Below are 21,873 nucleotides of genomic sequence, written 5' to 3' on the forward strand. Positions count from 1 at the left end.
TCGGCGAGCGCCGTGGACTTGCCCGGTCGGCGAGCGCCGTGGACTTGCCCGGTCGGTGAAAGCCGTGGATTCGCTCAGCGTCCTGCGGGAACGGACACAACGGACTAGCGTTCCCCGCGTGAGCAGCTTCATTGACTTCCAAAACGAGATCTACCTGGGCGGATTGGGCGGCATCGTGCCCGAGCTGCCCATGACGGCCGCCGGGTTGGAACAGCGTGCCAAGGAAGTCCTAGGGCCTGCCGAATACGCCTACGTCGCGGGCAGCGCGTCGGCCGAGCGCACCGCGGCGGCCAACCGCGCCGCCTTCGACAGATACCGGATCGTTCCGCGCATGCTGCGCGGCACCACCGGGCCCGGCGCGCGCGATCTCTCGGTGGAGGTGCTCGGCACCCGGCTGGCGGCGCCGGTGCTGACCGCGCCGATCGGGGTGCTCGAACTGATGCACGAGGGCGGCGAGGTGATCGTCGGCGAGGTCACCAAGGAACTCGGGATCGGGTCGGTGCTGTCCACCGCGGCGTCGTCCACCATCGAGGAGGTCGGCGCGGCCGCGGGTGAATGGTGGTATCAGCTCTACTGGCCCAACGATCCGGAGCTGGCGCGCTCGTTCGTGCAGCGGGCCGAGCGCGCGGGCGCCAAGGCGATCGTGGTCACGGTCGACACCCCCACCCTCGGCTGGCGGCCGCAGGATCTCCAGCTCGCGCACCTGCCGTTCCTGCACGGCAAGGGCATCGCCAACTACCTGTCCGACCCGGTGTTCCTGGCGAAGCTGCCGACGCCGCCCGAGGAGAGCGAGGACGCCATGCGGGTGGCGATCCTCACCTGGGTCGGGCTCTTCGGCAACCACAACCTACGCCCCGCCGACCTCGCTCACCTGCGCGAATGGACCGATCTGCCGATCGCGGTGAAGGGCGTGCTGCACCCGGACGACGCTCGCCTCATGGTGGACGCGGGCGCCGACGCGGTGGTGGTCAGCAACCACGGCGGCCGCCAGGTGGACGGGTCCATCGCGGCGCTCGACGCGCTGCCCGCGGTCGTCGCGTCCGTCGGTGACCGTGCCGACGTGCTGTTCGACTCCGGCGTGCGCAGCGGCTCCGACGTGCTGATCGCGCTGGCGCTCGGCGCCAAGGCCGTGCTGTACGGGCGGCCGTACGCCTACGGTCTCGGCATCGCGGGCCGCGACGGCGCGCGGCACGCGCTGCGGCTGCTGCTCGCCGATCTGGACTCGGTGCTCGGGCTCTCCGGATGCGCGAAGGTGGCCGATCTGAACCGCGGCATGATCGCCGCCGCTCGGTGAACGAATCGGGGTTTGCCCAGTTCAGGGCTGTTTAGAATAGGGCGGTGGATCCCGAACCAAGCGGTCGCACGCCCGAACCTCGCTGGCTGAGCCCGACGCAGCAGCGCGCGTGGCGCGCCTACATGGACGGTCATCAGCGGCTGATGACGGCGCTGAACCGGCAGTTGCAGCGCGACAGCGACCTCAGCCTCGCCGAGTACCGAATCCTGGTGCTGCTGTCCGAGGCGCCGGGCCGCTCGCTGCGCATGAGCGAACTCGCGGACGGTGTGCTCTCCTCCCGCAGCAGGCTCACCCATCAGATCCGGCGCATGGAGGCGCAGGACATGGTGCGCCGCAACACCTGCGAAGAGGACGGCCGCGGCGTCGTCGCCGAACTCACCGACGAGGGCATGCGCCGACTCGAAGCCGCCGCCCCCGGCCACGTCGAAGCCGTCCGCAACGACTTCATCGATCTGCTCGTCCCCGAACAGCTCGCCGTGATCGGCGAAGTGTTCGACCGCGTCGACAAGATAATCGGCGAGCGAGCCGACTGAACCGTCCGTTAGGATCGTGGGCCTGGAGACGTGGCAGAGCGGCCGAATGCACTCGCCTTGAAAGCGAGCGTCGCGAGAGCGACCGGGGGTTCAAATCCCTCCGTCTCCGCCCCACTCGTCGTTGGCTCATGCTCATGGAGGGCATGAGCCGGGCTCGTTTCGCAATGTTTGTGCGGGTGCAACCCCCACACCCCGCCCGGCGGGCTTTGCCCCCGGACCCCCAACCCATCCATGGTTGGGCCGACCATGGGACTCGGGTCTATGGTCGGGCTGACCATAGGGGCTGTGCGGCAGCTTCGTTCGTGTCCCACAGCGTGGCGGCGGCGGGGACGAGCAGCCGGTGCAGCACCGCTGCTCCGGCCAGCAGGAGGACGGCGACGATGGCGTCCAGCCAGTAGTGGTTGCCGGTTCCGATCACGATGACCGTGGTGAGCGTGGGGTGGGCGAGGGCGAGCCAGCGCCAGCTGGTGCGTGTCGCGGCCACCACGGCGACAGCGAGCAGCAGCGCCCAGCCGACGTGGAGCGACGGCATCGCCGCGAACTGGTTCGACAGACCGCCGGATTCCGAAGGGCCGTAGACGGACTGGCCGTGCAGCGCGGCCACGTCGACGAAACCGCGTTCCGGCAGCATGCGTGGCGGCGCGAGCGGCAACAGCACGTGCAGCAGCAACCCGGCGCCGGTCAGGCCGACCATGAGGTTGCGGGTCATGCGGTAGTGCCGTGGGCGGAAGACCCAGAGCCATACGATCACCGCGACGGCGACAGTGAAATGCGCCGTCGCGTAATAGAAATTCGCCGGGACGGCGAGAAAATCCCAGTGCAGGAACGGCCTCTGCACGGTGGTCTCCGCGAGGAATCCCAGCCGGTCTTCGACATCGAGCAGCGCGTGCGCGTTGCCCAGGGCGCGCTCGGTGTCGTCGGCGGTGATCAGCCGACCGGCGCGGTACCCGAGATACAGCACGGTGATCAGAGCCAGCTGTCGAACCGCCTCGCCGCCGCGGCCGTGCACCGCCGACCGCACACGGTCGAGCGCTCCGGTGGCCGGGAGGCCGAATTCCAGATGCGGACCGGGAAATCCGACAGCCACCATCGCCCGTGGCCTCCTTCGCCATTGAACAGATCCGCCGAAATGTTTAACCGGAGGTGCATTCTCCGTTTACCGTAACAGCATCGGCTCGTCGGCAAGCCCGTGTGTGACCCGAGAGACAGCAAGGGCCGACACGGGTCCGAAGGGAGGGACCCGCGGGGCAGGCGAAGCGAACGGACTCAGCGCCGGACGAAGTTGGGGCGGATATCGTCGTCCGGCGGGTCGAAGTAGCGGTGGAAGGTCGGGGTCAGGCCCGAGGAGATCGGCGGGTTGATCCAGCTCCAATCGGTGGGACAGGCGCGGCCTGCGGCCTTCTCCTTCTCGGCGTGCTCGCAGAACTGTTTCGCCACGGTGTGGTGGTCGACGATGTGCACGCCTGCCTTGCGATAGCTGTGCAGGACAGCGCGATTCAGTTCGATCGACGCCTGGTCGCGCCAGAGGGTGCGGGGATGCGAGGTGTCGAGGCCCATCATGTCGGCGATCAGCGGCAGCATGTTGTAGCGGTTCGTGTCGCTGAGATTGCGCGCGCCGATCTCGGTGCCCACGTACCAGCCGTTGAACGGCGCGAACGGATAGGTGACGCCGCCGATCTCCAGATTCATATTGGAAACCGCGGGCACCGCATGCCATTTCAGGCCGAGCTTGGCGAACCAGTCGAAATCGGGATGCTCGATCTCCACCTCCCTGGCCAGCTCGCGCGGCACCTCGAACCACCTTATCGGCTCGTCGGGCGTGCTGATCAGCACCGGAAGGAGATCGAACGGCGTGCCCGCGCCGCGCCAGCCGAGCTTCCTGGCGAACTCGGTGAGCGCGACATTGGCCGCGTCGCCGGTGACTGTCCCGTCGCCGTTGCGATACCCCGCGTAGCGCAGCAACTGCGGGCTGACGATGCGGTACTCGCGCCCGTCACCCTGGCGCGGCGGACCGACGGTGATCATGGACTGCACCGCGCCGCCATTGGTCGCCATGTGCAGATGCTGCCAGCACACCTCGGCCAGGTCGCGCGCCGAGCGGACGCGCCGCGCGTCGAGCAGTTTCAGTGAGCGCCAATGCTTTCGGCCGACGCAGCGGGCATGGTTGCGCCAGGCCAAGCGAGCGCCGATCAGGATCTCCTCGGCGGTCTGCACATAAGCGCCGGTCTGGCGCAGCTGGTCCAGCGCGTTGCGGCGGCGATGGGCGTTCAGGTGGGCGAGTTCCGGTTGTCGGAAGAAGTCGTCGCACTCGCGCAGGCGGCGGGCCAGCCCGGGGTCGAAAGGCTGGGTGTCGGTGGCGGTTTCGAACGGTGGAACGGGCAACACGTGGTTCACGGTCTTTTCTCCGGTCGGGCATCAGGTACTGCGGCAAACAGACATCGATCGAGCAGAGAAGTCGCGCGCGCGGCGCGGCCGGCACACCGATCTGTTCGGTGGTGCTCGGGTGTGTGTTAGCAGAACCGGGCGGATTAGCCCTCGCGTTGCCGAAAAACCGGTCGGACGGTGCGGACGCGGGCGTGCCGAATGCCGACCTCTGTCAGGGTCGTGGCTGTGTCCGGTCATGGCGGTCCCCATCGACGTGCCAAGAAGCGCCCGAGACGCAGCGTAAGGCGAGTGTGCTGGCGGTGTGCCCGAATTCGGAGTATTCGCACTTCGCCTCGCCGGGCGCCGCACCGCGAAAGTGGCGCTCGTCACAAATCATTCGAATCCCGTATCGCGGGTCGAGTGGGCCGCACGCCATCTGGCACCATGGCAGGCATGCTGTCTCGGCGTTGGATGCGGCGACGGCTCGCGGTCGTCGCCATGAGCGCCGCACTGCTCACGGGTGCGGCTGGGGTCGGAGCACCTCCCACGGTGGCCGCGCCCGACAAGCCGAGCACCGGGTCTTCCGACGGCCCCGGCGCCGCCGAGCCGACCACCGCGCCTGCCGACACGCCCTCGATCGAGCGCGTCGAACCGATCACCGATCGCAGAGTCCGCGTGTTCGTGAAATCGCCCGCGATGAGCCGCACCGTGCAGGTGCAGGTGCTGCTGCCGCGCGACCAGAACCACAGCAGGCCCACCGTCTACATGCTGGACGGGCGCAGCGCCGAAGCCGACAGCAACAACTGGATCGAACTCGGTCACGCCGACCGCTTCTACGAAGACAAAGACGTGAACGTGGTGTTCACCGTCGGAGGTCCGGCCAGCTTCTACACCGACTGGCAGCGCCCCGATCCCGTGCTCGGCACCAACCGCTGGGAAACCTTCCTGACCAAGGAACTTCCGCCGCTCATCGACGCGGAATTCCAGGGCAACGGCCGCAACGCGATCATGGGCGTCTCGATGGGTGCGGAGGCGGCGATGATGCTCGCCTTCCGCAGGCCGGAGCTCTACCGTGCGGTGGCCGCGCACAGCGGATGCTTCTCCACGGGAACCGATATGGGCCAGGCGCAGGCCCGTGCCGTGGTGGCCACCTATCAGGGGGAGCCGGACAACATGTTCGGCTCCGAGGGGCATCCGGACTGGCTCGCCCACGACGTGGTGCTGCACGCGGACGCGCTGCGCGGCAAGGCGATCTATCTGTCCGTCGGCAGCGGTATCCCCGGGAAGTACGACGTGCCCGGCAAGACGGACGTGGTCAGCACCATCGGATTCGGCGGACCGCTGGAGGCCGCGACGAACGCGTGCACCCGCAGGCTGGTCGACCGCTTCACCTCGCTCCGCATTCCGGTCACCGCGAATTTCCGTGCCACGGGCACGCATTCGTGGCCGTACTGGGGTGACGAACTCGCCGCCTCGTGGCCGACGGTGTACCCCGCGATCCGCTGACGCCGCGGGGCGTGGTCGTACCCGGCGACCTCGCTCGGACGCCGACCGGGGTCGCGCCCGATCTCAGGCGAAGCGCGCCAGCACGCCGGGATCGGTGGCGAAGTCGAGGAACCGGTCGTTCTCGTGCGGATCGCCGACCGTCACGCGGACGCCATCCGTCCCGTACGGCCGCACCAGCACACCGGCTTCCGCGCTCGCCTCGCCGAACTCCGCGCTGCGCGCGCCCAGCGGCAGCCAGACGAAATTGGTCTCGCTCGACGGCACCGCGTAACCGGCCGCGCGCAGCGCCGCGCGCATCCGATCGCGCTCCACGATCACCGCGTCGGTGCGCTCCAGCAGCTCGTGGCGCGCCTCCAGCGAGGCGATCGCCGCGGCCTGGGCCACCCGGTTCACGCTGAACGGGATGTGCACCTTCATCAGCGCCGCGATCACCTCCGGATCGCCGACCGCGTAGCCGACGCGCAGGCCCGCGAGCCCGTAGGCCTTCGAGAAAGTGCGCAGCACAATCACATTCGGCCGGGTGCGGGCCAGCTCGACGCCGTCCGGCCGATCCTGCGGAGTGAGCCGCAGGTACTCGTAGTACGCCTCGTCCAGCACGACGAGCACGTGCGAGGGGACGGCGTCCAGGAAACGGATCAGCGCCTCGCGGCCCAGCGCGGTGCCGGTCGGGTTGTTCGGGTTGCAGACGAAGATCAGCCGGGTGTTGTCGGTCACCGCGGCGGCCATCGCGTCCAGGTCGTGCGTCAGCTCCGGCGTCAGCGGGACCTGCACGGCCGTCGCGTTGCCCACCTGGGTGACGATCGGGTACGCCTCGAACGAGCGCCAGGCGAACAGCACCTCGTCGGCCGGTGCGGCGCAGGTGATCTGGACCAGCTCCTGGCACAGCGCGACGCTGCCGCAGCCGACCGCGACGTGCTCGGTGGTGACCCCGAGGAACTCGGCCAGCGCGGCGCGCAGCTCGTTCGCCTGGTTGTCCGGGTACCGGTGGGCGAGCTCGGCCGCCTCCGCGATCGCCTTCGCCGCGGCGGGCAGCGGGGGCAGGGTGGTCTCGTTGCTGGCCAGTTTGACCGCGCCCGGATGGCTGCGCCCGGGCGTGTAGGCCGGGATGGCGGAGAGGTCGGGCCGGATGCGCGCTGTCACCCCTCCACCCTAAATGGCCCGGGGCGAGCCGCGCCCCGGCGTACCTCCGCCTCGGCCGCGGCCACCCGCGGGCCGGCGACGGGCGTCGTCCGAAGGCGCCGGAATCGCGGCTTCCATTCCGGAAATGTTGCGGGTAATGGCCGCTCACGTGCAATTTCTCGCGAAGAACAGCGGCTCGCCCTAGGCTGGTTCCATGTCGGGCATTTATGACGATATCGCCCCGCTACGTGGTGGCGAAGACCTCGAGCAGCGCCCCATCGAAGGCCGCCGGGTGCCCATCACCGTGATCGAACCGGAGGGTAATTCGCGCGGCGGAATCGTGGTGTTGCACGAATCACGGGACTTCACCGGCGCACTGCTCGAGTTCATGCGCGCGCTCGCCACCGAGGGATGGACCGTCGTCGCGCCCAACCTGTTCCATCGGGCGAACGGCGATCCCGCGCACGAGGTCTTCGGCGAGGAGCTCTTCGACGACTTCGACGCCTGCTTCGACTGGCTGACCCGGCGCGGCGTCTTCCCCGACTGCATCGGCGTGCTCGGCTTCGACCACGCGGGCACCGCCGCCTTCCTCGTCGCCACCAACCGGCCCATCGGCGCCGCGGTCAGCATCGCCGCCTCCGGCATCACCGAACCGCTCACCGACGAGGCCGAGGCGCTCGTGCGCGTCGCCCCCGACCTCCAGGCCCCCTGGCTCGGCCTGTTCGGCTCCGACGATCCGGCCACCCCGCCCGGTGACGTCGACCGTCTGCGCGACGCCGCCGCCCAGGCCAGCGTCGCCAGCCTCGTGGTCACCTACCCCGGTCTGCACCACCGCGCGGACACCCCGGACGCCGAGGACGAGGACGGCAACTCCGCCATCGACTCCCAAACCCGGATCTTCGACTGGTTCGACAGCAACTTACGCTGATAACCAGGCGTTTTGTTATCCGGACGTTGGGTCATGTAACCTTCATGCTCGGCGGTTCGAAAGGACCGGTGCCCTCGAAGAGAAGGCTCCAGGAGGCGTGCCAGAGCGGCCGAATGGGACTCACTGCTAATGAGTTGTCCCTTCACGGGGACCGGAGGTTCAAATCCTCTCGCCTCCGCCACACCCGGTTCGCCGGGTGACAACTGAAAAGGTAATGCGCCCGTAGCTCAACGGATAGAGCATCTGACTACGGATCAGAAGGTTAGGGGTTCGAATCCCTTCGGGCGCACTTTGTCGAAAGGCCCCTCCCGCACTCGGGAGGGGCCTTTGTCATGCGAGTGCGAATGGTCGGGGAGGCCGACCGGCCGGTATGCGTAGTGACCATTGGGGAACGTGGGTAGCGGGGTACGCATGCGGTGCGGGCGGGGATGGGGGAATCTCGGGGCGGAGGCGGACCGATCGTGCCGGCCGGGTCCGGAAGTCGTTGCGTACACGCATTTCTCGCCGGCGCTCGGCAAGTCGGGCGGTTCGCCCGACGAATCGCCTGGTGACGGCCTCCGGTCTCGATCATCGCGGCCTCGCCGCGCGCAGGCCTGACCAGGTCTTTCGAGTACCCGAGTACTCGTGATTCCGGCCACAGAACGCGAGAGCGTGGAGATCACACACGAACGGACGGAGGCCGGACATGCGTGACGTGGTCGTGTTGATCCCGGGGATCGGCGGCTCCGTGCTGGCACGCGATGGCAAGGAGCTGTGGGCTCCCACGCCGGGCGCGGTCCTGCGCGGTGTGTTGTCTCTCGGCCGCAGCATCAAGCGGCTGCGGCTGGACGGCGACGATCCCGCCGTCGACGACGTGGACGGCGTCGTCGCGACGCGGGTGGTGCCGGATCTGCACATAGTGCCCGGTCTGGATTGGAAGATCGACGGCTACACCCGGTGCCGCAAACAACTGGTCGAGCGGTTCGGGGCGGTCGCGGGCGAGAACTATTTCGAGTTTCCCTACGACTGGCGGCGCGACAACCGGGTCGCCGCGGTGAAGCTCGCCAGGTCGGCGCACGACTGGTTGCGGAACTGGCGGGAGAAGTCCGGCAACGCCGACGCGAAACTGGTCCTGATCGGGCACTCGATGGGCGGTATCGTCTCGCGGCTCTACCTGGAGCAGTTCGACGGATGGAAGGACACCCGCACGTTGATCACCTTCGGGACGCCCTATTCCGGGTCGATCAACGCGCTCGAATTCCTCGCGAACGGTTTCCGCAAGAACTGGGGGCCGTTCGACGTCGACCTCTCCGACCTGCTGCGCTCGTTCACCTCGGCGTATCAGCTGTTGCCGTCGTACCGCTGTGTGGCAGGGCCCGACGGTACGTGGCTGAATCTCGACGACCCCAGCCTGGACTGGAGCAGGACCGGCGTGGACGCCGACCGTCTGCGGGCCGCCGTCGAGCTGCATCGCGGCCTGCGCAAGCAGGTCGACGACCGGATCGCCGAAACCGGACCCGGTTACGAGATCCGGCCGGTCATCGGCGACTTCCAGCCGACAAGGTGGGCCGCGCGATTCGCCGACGACCGGATCGAGGTGCTGTGGGCGCGCAAGGCCGCGGGCGAGGACGGCGGCGACGGCACGGTCCCGAAGGTGTCCGCCATCCCGCACGAGTTGATGGACGGCTGGCGTAACGCCTCGTTCGTGAGCCAGAAGCACGGCTCGCTGCAGAACGACGATCCGGTGCTCGACCACGTCGGCGGCGTGCTGCGTACCGCCGAGTTCGGTGGCGTCGATGTCTTTCCCGCAGTGCAGGACCCGGTCGCGCTCGAGGTGGAGGACGTCACCACCGCCGAACCGATGGTCGTCCGCGCGAAGACCGCCGCCCGCGAGGCGGCCTTGGTCGCGACGGTGGAGGATCTCGGCCGCGGCGTGTCCAGCGTGCATCCGCTGACCGAGGCGTCCGACGGTTGGCGGCAGGTGACCCTGGCGAACCTGCTCCCCGGTGACTACCGGGTGACCGTGGCCGCCGACACCGTCCACCCGGTGACCGATCTGGTGAGCGTAATAGATCTCGATGAGCTAGCCCGCAGCGCGGAAGGGCCGGGATAACGATGCCGCCGGAGCCCACGCAAGCCTTCCACCGATTCGACATCAGTGTGCTGGATGCCGGTGGGCGCGTGTGGGTCTCGGCATCCTCGCCCCAGGGAGCGGTGTACGCCGTGCCGCGGACGCCGCCCACCTGGGCTCTGTCCCACGGCTTCGAAACGCCGTCCGAGTGGCTCAACGCGGTCGTGCGCAACGCCTGTTCCGGCGCCGAACCGGCCGCCGTCGAGGTCGGACGTATCTTGACGCGACTGGTGTTCGACGTACCCGAGATCCGCAATCTGTTCGCGCGAACACGCGGCGCCGCCCGCCACATCGGGGCGCAGGTGCTCGTACGCGTCCAATCGGCGCCCCAGCACGTCAACGCCTGGCCGTGGGAGCTCTTGCTCGACCCGGAGAGTGGCATCGCCAGAGGGGTCGACCTCCTCGCCTGCGCTCGTGACACCCACATTCTGCGGCTCGGGCGCTTCCGCACCTATCCGGTTCAGCAGGCCCAAGACCCGATCAAGGCGCCCTTGAACGTCCTGATCGTCATGTCCAGCCCGATGCCGAAGGTCGGCGAGCAGAACCAGGAGGCGCTGTTCGACCTGTACGAGGCGAAGCGATCGCTGCTCGACGGGCTGCGCCCCCTCGTGCGGCAGGGCAAGCTCAACGTCGTCGTAGAGGACCGGCCGTCGACCGAACGAATCCGTCGGACCATTCGCTGCCAGTCCGATGGATTCCAGATATTCCATTATCTCGGGCATGCCGCGCCGAACGGCTTCAAGCTCGAAGACGCGGGCGGCCGTGGCCGTTTCGTCCACAACCGGGAACTCTGTGACATTCTCTCCGAACTACCCGACTTGCGGCTGGCGGTCTTCGCGGGGTGCGAGACCGCGCGGGCCCCCGCCGCTGTCGCAGGCGACGACTGGCGCGGTCAGATGTCCACCGCCGACCACTTCGTGCGCGCCGTGTGCCCGATGGTCATCGGCATGCAGACGGTGCTGCCGTTCGACACCGAGAAGATCTTCACCAGCTCGTTCTACGAAGCGATCACCGCAGGGCACTCCGTCGTGACGGCGCTGCGCATGGCCAGGCAGGAGATCGCGGCCGACGAGTCCGCCGGTGGAACCAAGCTGAACTGGGTGGTGCCGACGCTGCACGTCGGCGCCAACGAGCCAGGCGCGCTGATCGACAAGCGCAGCGCGGGCAAGCCGATCGACCTGCCGCCGCGCGTCTACCGCCCGTTCGGCATCGTGCAGGGCGACCGCAGGTTCATCTCGCGACTGATCGAGCTGCGGCAGGCCATCGACGTACTGGCGGGAACCGCGCAGGCTCGGCTGCTGCACGTCAAAGGAGTTGCGGGCAGCGGCAAGTCGGCGTTCATGGACCGCGTGCTCGATGATCTCGACGACGACGTCGTCCGGGTGTTCGTCGGCGCGCGCTGGTTGCTCGAAGAGGCGGAACGCAAACGTCAGGATCAGAATCCGGTCGGGATACTGCATGACGCCGTAGCCGCCGCGATGGCCGAAAGCGGCCTGCGGGTGCCGCGCGACCGCCTGGCGAAGGACCCGACCGATCTCTGGCGGAACCTGCTCGGCAAACTCGAGCACACGCGCTTCGTACTCGCTGTCGACGAGGCGGAGCTGCTCGCCGACGACACGAGAGGTGCCGCTACGCTGCGCGCGCTGGCGGAAATGCTGGATCGGCGCCTGCCCGCACGGGTCGCGATCACCTCGACCAACGGCGTCGCCGGGTTGACCGACCGCGCCGACATGCCGTCGCGGACCAGGGAAATACGGTTGGACCTGCTGGCCTGGCCCGAGGTGTGGCAGTGGATCCGCCGTAATCAGCCGGTCCTCATCCGGTTCGGACCGACCGCCCTTTCGCGCCTGTACGCCGATCTGCCGCACCTCGAACAGTGGGACCAGCTCGCCGACCGAGTGCGGGCCTGTCCGACACCCCCGACGGCGGAATCGCTCGCGAACCTCGCGCGCCAGGACATCGAGGAAGTCGCCGCACCGGTGAACGCTCAGGATCTGTTCACCGCCGCGACGGACCTGGGCAGGAGGGAGCGCCCGCTGCGGCTCGCCCTCGCAGGGCCGATGTCGGACGCCGGTGAGCTCGCGCGCACGATCACCCAGTTCGCCGGAGAACACGGCGTAGCCGGACGGGCGGTGCCCTTCGGAACCGGCGACAGCGCCGCCGTGTTCGCCGAAGTGATCTCCCTCGAGGGTGTGGCGGATCGAGATCGGCTCGTCCAGCAGGCGGGCGCCGACATCGTCGTGGCGGACGATGTCCCGGACGCCGCGATGCTCGACGGCTCGGACCATCTCGTCGTCTGTACCGCGGACTCGGGGCTCGGGGAAGTCCCGGGCGCGGCGCGTGGGCGCGTATTGATCGCGGGCACCATCGAGGACCGTGCCGGGCCTATCGATGTCGTCGCCGCCCGGACGCTGCCCGGCACGTCGGCGGCGTACGAAGCGGCCATCGCGGCGCTCATCGTCTGGGCCACCGATCGCACGCTCGACGCCGCCCACGTCCGAGCCCTGCTGCTGGAGACCGCCGAACAGAAGCAGCTCGCGGACGGGCGCGTGGTGCGACGGCTGAATGTGGCGGCCGCGCTGGACAGGCTGCGCAAACAAGACATCGTCGAAACGATCGGATCGGGCAGGCTCGACCTGCCACAGGTACTCGCCAAGACGGCCGCCAGATCGGATCAGGCCATCGCCTTGGTCGACAATCTGGTCGCGGGCGGCACGCTGGTCAAGACCATCACCGATGGCGTCGAATTCTTCGCCCAACCGGATCGCTGACGGCGGCTCAGCGCCACGCGGGAAGGTCGGGCAACGGACCGGACAGATCTCGGCCGGGGGAGCGGCCGATGAGCCAGGCGAGGAGAGAGGGAGCCGGGCCGAGGACGGTGTGCGCCGGGTCGCCGGGGGCGAGCGAGGCGGCGAAGTCGAGGTCGGCGGCTCGGACGTCGAAGGGCGGGGTGTCGGGGTCGAGAACTTTGGCGAGGTCGGCGGTGACGCGGGGGAGCGCGCGGGCGACGAAGGAGGCAGGCCAGTCGGCGGGGGTGTAGGAGGCGGCGAGGTCGACGTGGTGGATTTCGACTTCGAGCAGGCGCATCCAGGCGATCTCGGCCGCGGGGATGGCGCGGCCCGCGCGGGTGCGGACCGTAGCGCTCCAGTTCTCCCGCGACGCGGTGCTCGCGAGCGCGGACCAGCGGTTGGCGGCGGCCTCGATGTCGCGGAGTTGTTCGGCGACCGGTCGCGGCGAGCCCGCGTCGATGTCGAATTCGCGCACGAAGGAGCTGGCGTACTGCGGGGTCTCGATGCCGGTCCGCGCCCAGATCAGCAGGTTGACCAGGCTGTCGGCGTTGCGGGCGAGGTGGGCGAGCACGTGCCCGCGGGTCCAGCCTGGCAGCAGCGAGGGTTCGATGACGTCACCGTCGCGCAGACCGCTCACGGTCTCGAGCAACCGGGCGGTCGCGTCGGCGACCTGGTCGAGCAGATCGTGCGGTGTGGGATCCTGCGCGTCGCTGGTCACGGTGTCGACCCTAATGGGCGCAGCCGGACGCAGCCGTCGAAAACGCGCGCGCGCGGCCGGCGTGGACGCCTACCCAGCGACGAGCTGATCCAAGCGCTCATCGGCGACGACCGCGTCGGCCTCGATCTCCACCAGCAATGCGGGCGTGATGAGCGCTTTCACCTCGTACATCGACGCGGCGGGCCGGATCGACCCGAACACCTCGGCGTGCGCGGCGGCGACCTCGGGCCACCGGCCGATGTCGGTGACGAAGATCCGGGTGCGGACGACGTCGGCCATGCGCGCACCGGCTTCGTCGAGCGCGGCCGCGATGCGGCGCAGGGCTTCCCTGGTCTGCTCGCTGATGTCGTCCCCGCCGACGGCGGTACCGCCCGGCGCCGCGGCCGTGGTCCCGCTGACCGCGACGAAGTCGCCGACGCGCACGGCTCGCGAGTAGCCGACGACGTCTTCGAACTCGGATTCGGAGGAGATGTTCACACGCTTGGTCATGGCGACAGCATGGCCGCCGGTGTCCGCCGTGACCAACAATTGACCCCGGCGTCGACTCCGCGATGGGTCGGCGCGATAGGCATGCCGGGTGATTGCCAGACCCGGTCTCCTGCTCACCTGCTCCGCGATCGTCTGCGTGGCCACCACGGCCGCGGGGTGCGCCGCCGAGGGCGACGGCGCCGATTTCGGTACCGCACAAGACCGTTCGGTGGTGATCACGCTCGACCAGTTGCAGGCCGCGACCGGCGGACGCACCCCGATCGCGGTGACGGCGGAGCCGGAGCACGGCACGGTCGTCCGCCGCGCCGACGGCGCGTTCGAATACACCCCGGCCGCCGGGTACCGCGGAACGGACGGTTTCACCGTCACCACGAGCGACGCGGTCCGCCTGTACGCCACCGACATTCCGCCGCTCGGCGAGTTCGGCGGAATCACCGTGCAGGGCAGCGGTTTCGGTTCCGCGTGGACCCCGGTGCCCGGGCGCGCCGACGAGTTCTACGGCCTCACCGACCGCGGCCCGAACGTGGACGGTCCCGGCAAGAACGAAAAGCTGGCGCCGACACCCCGATTCGTTCCCAAGATCGGCCGGTTCGAGCTGGACGGCGCCCGCGCGGTGCTCCAGTCCACCATCGAGCTGCGCCGCGCCGACGGCACCCCGTTCAACGGCCAGGTCGACGTGGCCGCGAACACCGGCGAGACCATCAAGGACCTCGACGGCGCGGTGCTGCCCGCCACCGATCACGGCCTCGACCCGGAGGGCTTGGTCGCACTGCCCGACGGAACCTTCTGGGTCTCCGACGAATACGGCCCGTTCCTGGTGCACTTCGATGCCACCGGCAAGGAGATCGAGCGCCTCGCCCCCGGCGCGGGTCTGCCGAAGGAACTCGCGCTGCGCACCCCGAACCAGGGCATGGAGGGACTGACCGTCACTCCGGACGGCAACACCCTGGTCGGCGTCGTCCAAAGCGGTTTGAAGACACCCGCTCTGGACGGGTCGGCCAAGGACGTGCCGATGACCCGCATCGTCACCGTCGACCTGAAGACCAAGGCGCAGCGCGAATTCGTCTACCCGCTGGCGAATCCGAAGCAGACCAAGGTCGCGGTCTCCGAGATCACCGCGCTGAGCGCCACCACCTTCCTGGTGGACGAGCGCGACGGCAACCTGGCCCCGAAGTCGGACAAGAAGATCTGGACCATCGACACCTCCGGCGCGACCGACGTCGGCCCCGAGTCGAAGGTGCCCGGCGCGCAGTACGACCCGGAGCGCGGCGGCCTGCTCGTGGACGGCAAACCGCTGGAGACGCTGGTCGGCCCGGTCTCGACCGACGACGCGGTGGTGGCGCTTGGCAAGGCGGGCATCACGCCGGTCGCCAAGCAGCGCAACCTGGATCTGACCGCACTGGTGGCGGGTCTCGACGCGCAGGGCCGTTTCTTCGGCCACGACAAGGTCGAGGGCATCGCGAGCACCGACGGCGGCAAGACGATCTACATCGCCAACGACAGCGACTTCGGCCTGGCGGCGAGCGAGGGCGAGCAGCCGCCGTTCCGGCTGAAGCCCAAGACGCTGCCCGACGGGCGCCAGGACACCGGCGAGATCCTCGTCGTCGACACCGCGAAGCTGCCCGCCGCCACCGAAACCCACCGGGTGCACGTCAAGGTCGGCTGATCGGTTCGGTCCATTCCCTGCCCTCGACGACCACCGCCACGGCCAGCGTCAGCAGCCACAGCGACATGGACCCGACCTGGATGCGCTGGGCGATGCCGAGCGCGTACTCGCCGGGCAGGTTGTCGGCCACCAGCAGCCACACCGTCGCCGCCGACCCGAGCACCAGCACGACAACCCCGAACTCGCGCAGAATCCGCCAGCGGTGGTAGCGGAACGCCGCGAGGCTGAACGCGAAGACCGCGATCGCGATCGAGGTGACCGCGAGCGTGCTCGTCAGCGCGTGCGGCTGGTGCAGCTGCGGAAACAGCTCGCTCGGCCCGCCGCAGCCCGGCTCGCCCGGGGTGCAGTCGCGCAGCGGGAGTAGCGCGTCGGCGATGGTCGACGCGCCGAAGCAGGCCAGCGCCACCCAGCCGACGGTCGTGAGCCTGCGCCGGGGGAAGATCAGCAGCCCGCCGAGCGCGGCCGGGACGAGCAGCGCCCCGACGATCTTGTCGCCCGTCCCGAATACCTCGCGGTACGGCTTGCCTTCCGCGTCGAGCTCGCTGAGGAACTCGTTCACGGGATTGGAGTCGATGGGCAGCACGAACTCCAGCACCCAGGACGAATAGCAGAGCGCGGCGACCGCGATCGCCGCGGCGATCAACCAGGACGCGATCGGTGCGCGTCGTTCGGCGATCTTGTTCCCGTCGTCGGTCACTCTGCCCATTGTCCCGAACCGCTGGGTGTGGAGTCCGAGGAAGAACAAGCGTGTTGCCAGCGGTTCGTACGGCATTACCACCTGGTGCACAGGCTACTGTCAGCTTGTCCGGCAAGTCTGGAGTGGAAGCGAGTGAGGAGGTTTCCATGATCGGATATGCGACAGCCGTCGCCGGTTTGGCGATGATGGCCACCATGGTGGTGTCGGGTTATCTCGCCGCGCACGCACCGCGCACCCTGGTCCGGAGGCGCAACCGCTAGCGGCGCGCCCGAGTCAGCCGGGGTCCCGGCCCAGCGCTGCCTGCACCCGATCGGCCGCGGCGGCCGGGTCCTCGTGTTCCCAGATCCGCACCACCTGCCAGCCCGCGTCGTGCAGCGTCGCGTCGGTGGCGCGGTCGCGCGCCACATTGCCCGCGAGCTTGGCGGCCCACCATTCGGCGTTGTTCTTCGGCGAGGTGGCGTGCTCGGGGCAGCTGTGCCAGAAGCACCCGTCGACGTACACCGCGACCTTGCGCCGCGGAAAGATCACGTCGGCGCGGCGGCGCTGACCCCGCAGTGGCGCGCGGTCCACGAAATAGCGCAGGCCGCGCCGGTGTAGTTCGCGGCGCAGTGCCAATTCCGGCGCGGTTCCGCTGCGCCGCTGCTTGGCCAGCCTGGCACTGGTCGCGGCGTCGGTGCGTGGGCGCTCGATCATCGGCTCAGGCCGCCCAGCCGCCCATGCGGTCCAGGTGGTTCTCCATGTCGGTGAGGAACCCGTCGGGGAAGCGCAGCGTGCCCATCCCGGCCCGGCGCAGGAATCCGGCGGTGGCCCGCGCGGAGAGCAATCGCGAGTCGATGAGGAAGTCCTTCAGGTCCTCGTAGGGTTCGTGCACCGGCCAGCTGGACACCGGCACCCGATAGGCGGTCCCGGCGCGGCCCCACGCCGCCATCGGCCACGGCTGACCGGGCAGCAGGACCTGATCGTGCGGTATCGGATCCAGCGGCGCGGCCAGCCTGCCGCCTACCCAGGCCGCCATCCGCACGCTCACCGCGTTGCCGATCAGCTTCCAGCGGTGTCCCTGCCGGATGCCGCGCACCGTGGTGGCAGGCGCGGTCCAGTCGGGGGCGAAGCCTTGCAGCCGTTCTCCGTCGACCAAGCCCGGCGTCACGATCTCGCCGGACGGCAGCCGCACGGCGGGCGGGCTCGCGATGCCCAGCGCCGACCCGCCTTTCAGGGTCGGTACCGCGTTCACCGCCCACCCGAGCCCGCGCACGCCCTCGGTCCAGTAGAACCCGCAGGGGTCGCTGTCGGCGTCGCCGAGCTCGAGCGGGCCCGCGTCCTCGCCGAAGAGCACGCGGCGCGGGTCCTCGGTGCGCGAGGCCAGCATGAGCACGCGCTGGCGGCGCTGCGGCAGGCCGAACGCCCGCGCGTCGACGACGCGGTATGCCCAGGTGTAGCCGAGCTCGTCCAACGCCTCGGTGATGTGCCGCATGGCCGCGCCGCGGCCCAGTTGCAGCATGAAAGGGACGTTCTCGATCAGCAGCCAGCGCGGACCGCGCTTGCGGCGCACCAGACGGAACACCTCGTCGACGAGTCCCGAGCGCTGGCCGGTGATGCCCGCGGTGCGCCCCGCCTGCGAGAGGTCCTGGCAGGGGAATCCGGCCGCGACGAGTTCGGTGCCCGCCGGGATGCCGCGCAGTCTGGTGATGTCGGAATGCAGCGGAACGTCGGTGAAGTGGGCCGCGAGCACCGCCTGCGCCCCTACGTCGATCTCGCAGAGCAGCTCGGAATGCCAGCCGTGCTCGGCGAGGCCGAGCTCGAGTCCGCCGATCCCGGCGAACAGCCCGACCATCCGCCCGCCCGTCACAGTCATCCCTTCTCGTGATTCCACGACGGGCGCGAACACGTCCGCGCTCCGTGCCCCGCACAGCACGTTACTCGAGCCCTCAGGAGCGGACCACCGGGAGGACCACCGGCGACGTATCGGGCTCCCCCGGCGCACCGGCGCGGGCGCGGTACGGATTCGCGTGTCTTGCTGCGGATTAGCTCGGGCTCCTCGATAATGCGAATCGGCCGGATCACGACCACGGTTGCTTCTCCCGCTTGGCCTTTCGACGCCGCGGCGTCGACGCGCAGTTCCCGGAACACTCATGCGATCGCCAGGAAAGTGAGTCCTGATGCAGCTCCCGTCCACCAAGCGTGGCAACTTCCCCGATGTCGTGGTGACCAGCCTCGCGGCGACCACGTCGATCGCGGGGGATGTCGACTCCACCTGGAAGGGCCTACTGAACGGCGAGAGTGGCATCGGTGTGCTCGACGATCCGTTCATCGACCAGTTCGAGCTGCCGGTGCGCATCGGCGGGCACCTGAAGGTCACCCCTGATTCCTGCCTCAGCGCCGAAGAGGTCCGCAGGCTGGCCTACGTCGAGCAGATGGCCACCGTGCTCGGCCGGGAGGTCTGGCGCAATGCGGGCAGCCCCTCGGTCGACCAGGACCGGCTGGCCGTTTCCATCGGCACCGGCCTCGGCGGCGCGGAAGCCGTGATCGATCAGCGCGACAAGCTGCAGAACGGTGGCTACCGCAAGGTTTCCCCGCTGGCGGTGCAGTGGATCATGCCGAACGGTCCGGCCGCGTGCGTCGGCATGGAAGTCGGTGCGCGCGCGGGCGTCTGTACCCCGGTCTCGGCGTGTTCGTCCGGCTCGGAGGCGATCGCCAACGCCTGGAAGATGATCGTGATGGGCGACGCCGACATGGTCGTGACCGGCGGTGTCGAGGGTTCCATCCAGGCGGTGCCGATCGCCGCGTTCACGATGATGCGCGCGATGAGCACCCGCAACGGCGATCCGAAGGGCGCTTCGCGGCCGTTCGACGTGGACCGTGACGGATTCGTCTTCGGTGAGGCGGGCGCGATGATGGTGATCGAGACCGAGGAGCACGCCAAGGCCCGCGGCGCGACCATCCACGCCAGGGTGCTCGGCGCAGGCATCACCTCCGACGGATTCCACCTGGTCGCCCCCGATCCGGAGGGCACCGGCGCCGCGCGGGCGATCACGAGGGCCATCGAGACCGCCGGGCTGGCGAAAAGCGATGTCACGCACATCAATGCGCATGCCACCGCGACTCCGATCGGCGACACCGCCGAGGCGCGGGCGATCGGCAAGGCGGTGGGCTCGCACGCGTCGGTCTACGCCCCGAAATCGGCGCTCGGCCATTCGATCGGCGCCGTCGGCGCGCTGGAGTCGGTGCTCACCGTGCTGAGCGTGCGCGACGGCATCGTGCCGCCGACGCTGAACCTGGAGAACCAGGACCCCGACGTCGACCTCGACATCGTCAAGGGCGGGGCGCGGCAGGGCCGCATCGAGTACGCGGTCAACAACTCCTTCGGTTTCGGCGGGCACAACGTATCGATCGCCTTCGGGAGGTACTGAGCCATGATCCGCGAGACCGTGGACGACTATCTGGACGAACAGGGCAACATCACGATCCCGGGTGACAAGACACTGATCGACTTCGTCGACCAGCACACCACGGCGAGTCCGGACGGTCTCGCGTACCGCTACATCGACTATTCGCGCGAACACGAGGGCGAGTACCGAGACCTGACCTGGAGCCAGTTCAGCGTGCGGCTGCGTGCGGTGGCGGCCCGGTTGCAGCAGGTCGCGCAGCCGCGCGACCGAGTCGCGATCCTCGCCCCGCAGGGCCTGGACTACGTGATCTCGATCTTCGCCGCCGTCTACGCGGGCACCATCGCGGTGCCGCTGTTCGATCCCGGCGAGCAGGGGCACACCGACCGGCTGCACGCGGTGCTCGCCGACTGCGCTCCCGCGGTGATCCTCACGGTCTCGACCGCGGCATCGGGCGTGCGGAACCTCTTCCGTCATCTGCCCGCGACGCAGCGCCCGCGCATCGTCGCCGTGGACGCGATCCCGGACGGGGTCGGCGCGAGCTGGGTGCGCCCGGACATCGACATCGACAGCATCGCCTACCTGCAATACACCTCGGGCTCCACCAGGATTCCCGCGGGCGTGGAGATCACCCACCGCGCCGTCGGCACCAATCTGTTGCAGATGATCGACGCCATCGGCGTCACCGAGAATTCGCGCGGCGTCACCTGGCTGCCGCTGTTCCACGACATGGGCCTGCTGTGCGTGATCCTGCCGACCATCGGCGGCGGATTCATCACGATCATGTCGCCGAGCGCGTTCGTGCGCAGGCCCTACCGCTGGATCAAGGAGCTGGCCGCGGTCTCCGACGGAGCCGGAACCTTCGCCGCCGCACCGAATTTCGCCTTCGAGCACGCCGCGGAGCGCGGGCTGCCGAAGGCGGGCGAGAAATTGGACCTGTCGAACGTCATCGGGTTGATCAACGGCAGCGAGCCGGTCTCGGTGGCTTCGATGAAGAAGTTCAACGACGCGTTCACCCCCTACGGTCTGCCCACGACCGCGATCAAGCCCTGCTACGGCATGGCCGAGGCGACCCTGTTCGTCTCGGCGACCAAGGCCGAGGACGAGGCCAAGGTGGTCTACGTGGACAGGGGCGAGCTCAACGCGGGCCGGATGGTTCAGGTCGAGCCAGGCACCGACAACGCCATCGCGCAGGTGTCGTGCGGTTATGTGGCGCTGTCGCAGTGGGCCGCGATCGTCGATCCCGAGACCAGCGTGGAGCGGCAGGACGGCGAGGTCGGCGAGATCTGGCTGCACGGCGACAACATGGGCATCGGCTACTGGGGTCAGCCGGAGGAATCCGTGGCGACCTTCCACAACCGGTTGCGCAGGCTGCCGGAAGGCAGTCGCGCGGAAGGCGCCGCCGAGGACGCGAAATGGATGCGCACCGGCGATTTCGGCGCGTATTTCGAGGGCGAGCTGTACATCACCGGCCGGGTGAAGGACTTGGTGATCGTGGACGGGCGCAACCACTATCCACAGGATCTGGAGTTCTCGGCGCAGGAAGCCAGCACGGCGCTGCGCCCCGGCTTCGTCGCGGCGTTCTCGGTGCCCGCCAATCAGTTGCCCGCGGAGGCACTCGAACAGGGCGGCGCGGCAACGCGATTCGACGCCGAGGACACCTCCGAACAGTTGGTCGTCGTGGCCGAGCGCGGTACCGGCGCGGCCAAGGCGGATCCGGGCCCGATCGCCGAGGCGGTGCGCGCCGCCATCGCGCGCCGCCACGGCGTGACGGTTCGTGATCTGCTGCTGGTGCCCGCGGGCTCGATCCCGCGCACCTCCAGCGGCAAGATTGCCCGACGGGCCTGCCGCACCGCGTATCTGGAGGGCACGCTGCGCGGCGGGTGCCGGCAGCAGTCCTTCCCGGACGGGCTGGAGTGCGAACCGGAAGGCGCGGGCATGCACTGAGTAGTTCGACGGCGGGCGCTCGTTCTCGAACGGGCGCCCGCCGATGCTTTTTACAGGGGGGTTTCGACGGTGTAGTCGAACTCGCGCACGTCCGCGCCCACGATCCGGGTCTCCAATCCGCCCGAGGGGCCTTCCCCACGGAAGCGTTCCGCGTCGGCGCGGGACGACCACCGCTCGTACACATTGACGCGATCGGGTTCGAGCAGATCCGCGCCGAGACAGAAATCGAGGCAGCCCTCGGCCACTCGCGCCTGTTCGACGACCTCCCGGCACCGCGCCAGGTAGTCGTCCCGGTCGATGACCCGTAGGTATCCGGCGACGATCAGCATT

The 21,873-nt window shown here is 69.2% G+C and carries 18 protein-coding genes and 3 tRNA genes; 12 read left to right on the forward strand and 9 right to left on the reverse strand.

Annotated features, from left to right (window positions below):
- Nucleotides 1-118 precede the first annotated feature (118 nt).
- The 3 genes from AC3ERS_RS11695 to AC3ERS_RS11705 all read left to right on the forward strand — a co-directional run bounded on the left by AC3ERS_RS11695 (nt 119) and on the right by AC3ERS_RS11705 (nt 1,936).
- On the forward strand, nt 119-1,294 hold the full coding sequence (locus AC3ERS_RS11695; protein WP_431966490.1) for an alpha-hydroxy-acid oxidizing protein: 1,176 nt from the start codon (nt 119-121) through the stop codon (nt 1,292-1,294).
- Between the two features lie 122 nt (nt 1,295-1,416).
- Nucleotides 1,417-1,827, forward strand: a complete 411-nt coding sequence (locus tag AC3ERS_RS11700) for a MarR family winged helix-turn-helix transcriptional regulator (RefSeq protein WP_431966787.1) — start codon at nt 1,417-1,419, stop codon at nt 1,825-1,827.
- 24 nt (nt 1,828-1,851) lie between these two features.
- Nucleotides 1,852-1,936 (forward strand) — tRNA-Ser (locus AC3ERS_RS11705).
- 150 nt (nt 1,937-2,086) lie between these two features.
- Here AC3ERS_RS11705 and AC3ERS_RS11710 read toward each other — a convergent pair.
- Together AC3ERS_RS11710 and AC3ERS_RS11715 are read right to left on the reverse strand one after the other, a co-directional pair.
- A complete protein-coding gene (locus AC3ERS_RS11710) occupies nt 2,087-2,917 on the reverse strand; it encodes a phosphatase PAP2 family protein (protein ID WP_431966492.1) in 831 nt (276 codons plus the stop codon).
- A 176-nt stretch (nt 2,918-3,093) separates the two neighbouring features.
- Nucleotides 3,094-4,212: a nitric oxide synthase oxygenase gene (locus AC3ERS_RS11715; protein WP_431966789.1), complete on the reverse strand. Its 1,119-nt coding sequence runs from the start codon at nt 4,210-4,212 to the stop codon at nt 3,094-3,096.
- A gap of 432 nt (nt 4,213-4,644) precedes the next feature.
- Between AC3ERS_RS11715 and AC3ERS_RS11720 the strand changes: the two genes are divergently transcribed.
- Nucleotides 4,645-5,697: an alpha/beta hydrolase gene (locus AC3ERS_RS11720; protein ID WP_431966494.1), complete on the forward strand. Its 1,053-nt coding sequence runs from the start codon at nt 4,645-4,647 to the stop codon at nt 5,695-5,697.
- 63 nt (nt 5,698-5,760) lie between these two features.
- On the opposite strand, the gene hisC is transcribed toward AC3ERS_RS11720, so the two are convergent.
- Complete coding sequence (gene hisC, locus AC3ERS_RS11725) at nt 5,761-6,837, reverse strand: histidinol-phosphate transaminase (protein WP_431966496.1); 1,077 nt, start codon at nt 6,835-6,837, stop codon at nt 5,761-5,763.
- Nucleotides 6,838-7,030: 193 nt separating this feature from the next.
- On the opposite strand from hisC, the gene AC3ERS_RS11730 reads away from it, so the two are divergent.
- From AC3ERS_RS11730 to AC3ERS_RS11750, 5 genes are all read left to right on the forward strand, one after another.
- A complete protein-coding gene (locus AC3ERS_RS11730) occupies nt 7,031-7,744 on the forward strand; it encodes a dienelactone hydrolase family protein (protein ID WP_431966498.1) in 714 nt (237 codons plus the stop codon).
- Between the two features lie 91 nt (nt 7,745-7,835).
- A tRNA-Ser gene (locus AC3ERS_RS11735) sits at nt 7,836-7,925 on the forward strand.
- 35 nt (nt 7,926-7,960) lie between these two features.
- Nucleotides 7,961-8,033, forward strand: a tRNA-Arg gene (locus tag AC3ERS_RS11740).
- A 396-nt stretch (nt 8,034-8,429) separates the two neighbouring features.
- The gene (locus AC3ERS_RS11745; protein ID WP_431966500.1) at nt 8,430-9,836 is read left to right on the forward strand and encodes a lipase/acyltransferase domain-containing protein; all 1,407 of its coding nucleotides are present in this window, start codon (nt 8,430-8,432) and stop codon (nt 9,834-9,836) included.
- Between the two features lie 2 nt (nt 9,837-9,838).
- On the forward strand, nt 9,839-12,625 hold the full coding sequence (locus AC3ERS_RS11750) for a CHAT domain-containing protein (RefSeq protein ID WP_431966502.1): 2,787 nt from the start codon (nt 9,839-9,841) through the stop codon (nt 12,623-12,625).
- Nucleotides 12,626-12,632: 7 nt separating this feature from the next.
- On the opposite strand, the gene AC3ERS_RS11755 is transcribed toward AC3ERS_RS11750, so the two are convergent.
- Together AC3ERS_RS11755 and AC3ERS_RS11760 are read right to left on the reverse strand one after the other, a co-directional pair.
- A complete protein-coding gene (locus tag AC3ERS_RS11755; protein ID WP_431966504.1) occupies nt 12,633-13,361 on the reverse strand; it encodes a maleylpyruvate isomerase family mycothiol-dependent enzyme in 729 nt (242 codons plus the stop codon).
- A gap of 69 nt (nt 13,362-13,430) precedes the next feature.
- Complete coding sequence (locus AC3ERS_RS11760; RefSeq protein WP_431966506.1) at nt 13,431-13,850, reverse strand: RidA family protein; 420 nt, start codon at nt 13,848-13,850, stop codon at nt 13,431-13,433.
- Between the two features lie 88 nt (nt 13,851-13,938).
- Here AC3ERS_RS11760 and AC3ERS_RS11765 point away from each other — a divergent pair, with 88 nt between their 5' ends.
- Nucleotides 13,939-15,516 (forward strand): esterase-like activity of phytase family protein, encoded by a 1,578-nt coding sequence (locus AC3ERS_RS11765; protein ID WP_431966508.1) that lies wholly within the window; start codon nt 13,939-13,941, stop codon nt 15,514-15,516.
- On the opposite strand, the gene AC3ERS_RS11770 is transcribed toward AC3ERS_RS11765, so the two are convergent.
- From AC3ERS_RS11770 to AC3ERS_RS11780, 3 genes are all read right to left on the reverse strand, one after another.
- Nucleotides 15,503-16,213 carry a DUF998 domain-containing protein gene (locus tag AC3ERS_RS11770; RefSeq protein WP_431966510.1) on the reverse strand — a complete coding sequence of 237 codons (711 nt, stop codon included), beginning with the start codon at nt 16,211-16,213 and terminating at the stop codon, nt 15,503-15,505. The genes AC3ERS_RS11765 and AC3ERS_RS11770 overlap by 14 nt on opposite strands.
- 273 nt (nt 16,214-16,486) lie before the next feature.
- Nucleotides 16,487-16,906, reverse strand: coding sequence for a very short patch repair endonuclease (locus AC3ERS_RS11775; protein WP_431966512.1), 420 nt, complete (start codon nt 16,904-16,906; stop codon nt 16,487-16,489).
- A gap of 4 nt (nt 16,907-16,910) precedes the next feature.
- On the reverse strand, nt 16,911-18,065 hold the full coding sequence (locus tag AC3ERS_RS11780) for a DNA cytosine methyltransferase (RefSeq protein WP_431966514.1): 1,155 nt from the start codon (nt 18,063-18,065) through the stop codon (nt 16,911-16,913).
- 304 nt (nt 18,066-18,369) lie between these two features.
- Here AC3ERS_RS11780 and AC3ERS_RS11785 point away from each other — a divergent pair, with 304 nt between their 5' ends.
- Together AC3ERS_RS11785 and fadD32 are read left to right on the forward strand one after the other, a co-directional pair.
- A complete protein-coding gene (locus AC3ERS_RS11785) occupies nt 18,370-19,620 on the forward strand; it encodes a KasA/KasB family beta-ketoacyl-ACP synthase (protein WP_431966516.1) in 1,251 nt (416 codons plus the stop codon).
- 3 nt (nt 19,621-19,623) lie between these two features.
- Nucleotides 19,624-21,543 (forward strand): long-chain-fatty-acid--AMP ligase FadD32, encoded by a 1,920-nt coding sequence (gene fadD32 / locus AC3ERS_RS11790; RefSeq protein ID WP_431966518.1) that lies wholly within the window; start codon nt 19,624-19,626, stop codon nt 21,541-21,543.
- 50 nt (nt 21,544-21,593) lie between these two features.
- Here fadD32 and AC3ERS_RS11795 read toward each other — a convergent pair whose 3' ends face one another.
- On the reverse strand, nt 21,594-21,872 hold the full coding sequence (locus AC3ERS_RS11795; RefSeq protein WP_431966520.1) for a putative quinol monooxygenase: 279 nt from the start codon (nt 21,870-21,872) through the stop codon (nt 21,594-21,596).
- Nucleotide 21,873: the final 1 nt, after the last annotated feature.

It is taken from the genome of Nocardia sp. bgisy134 (genome assembly GCF_057708325.1).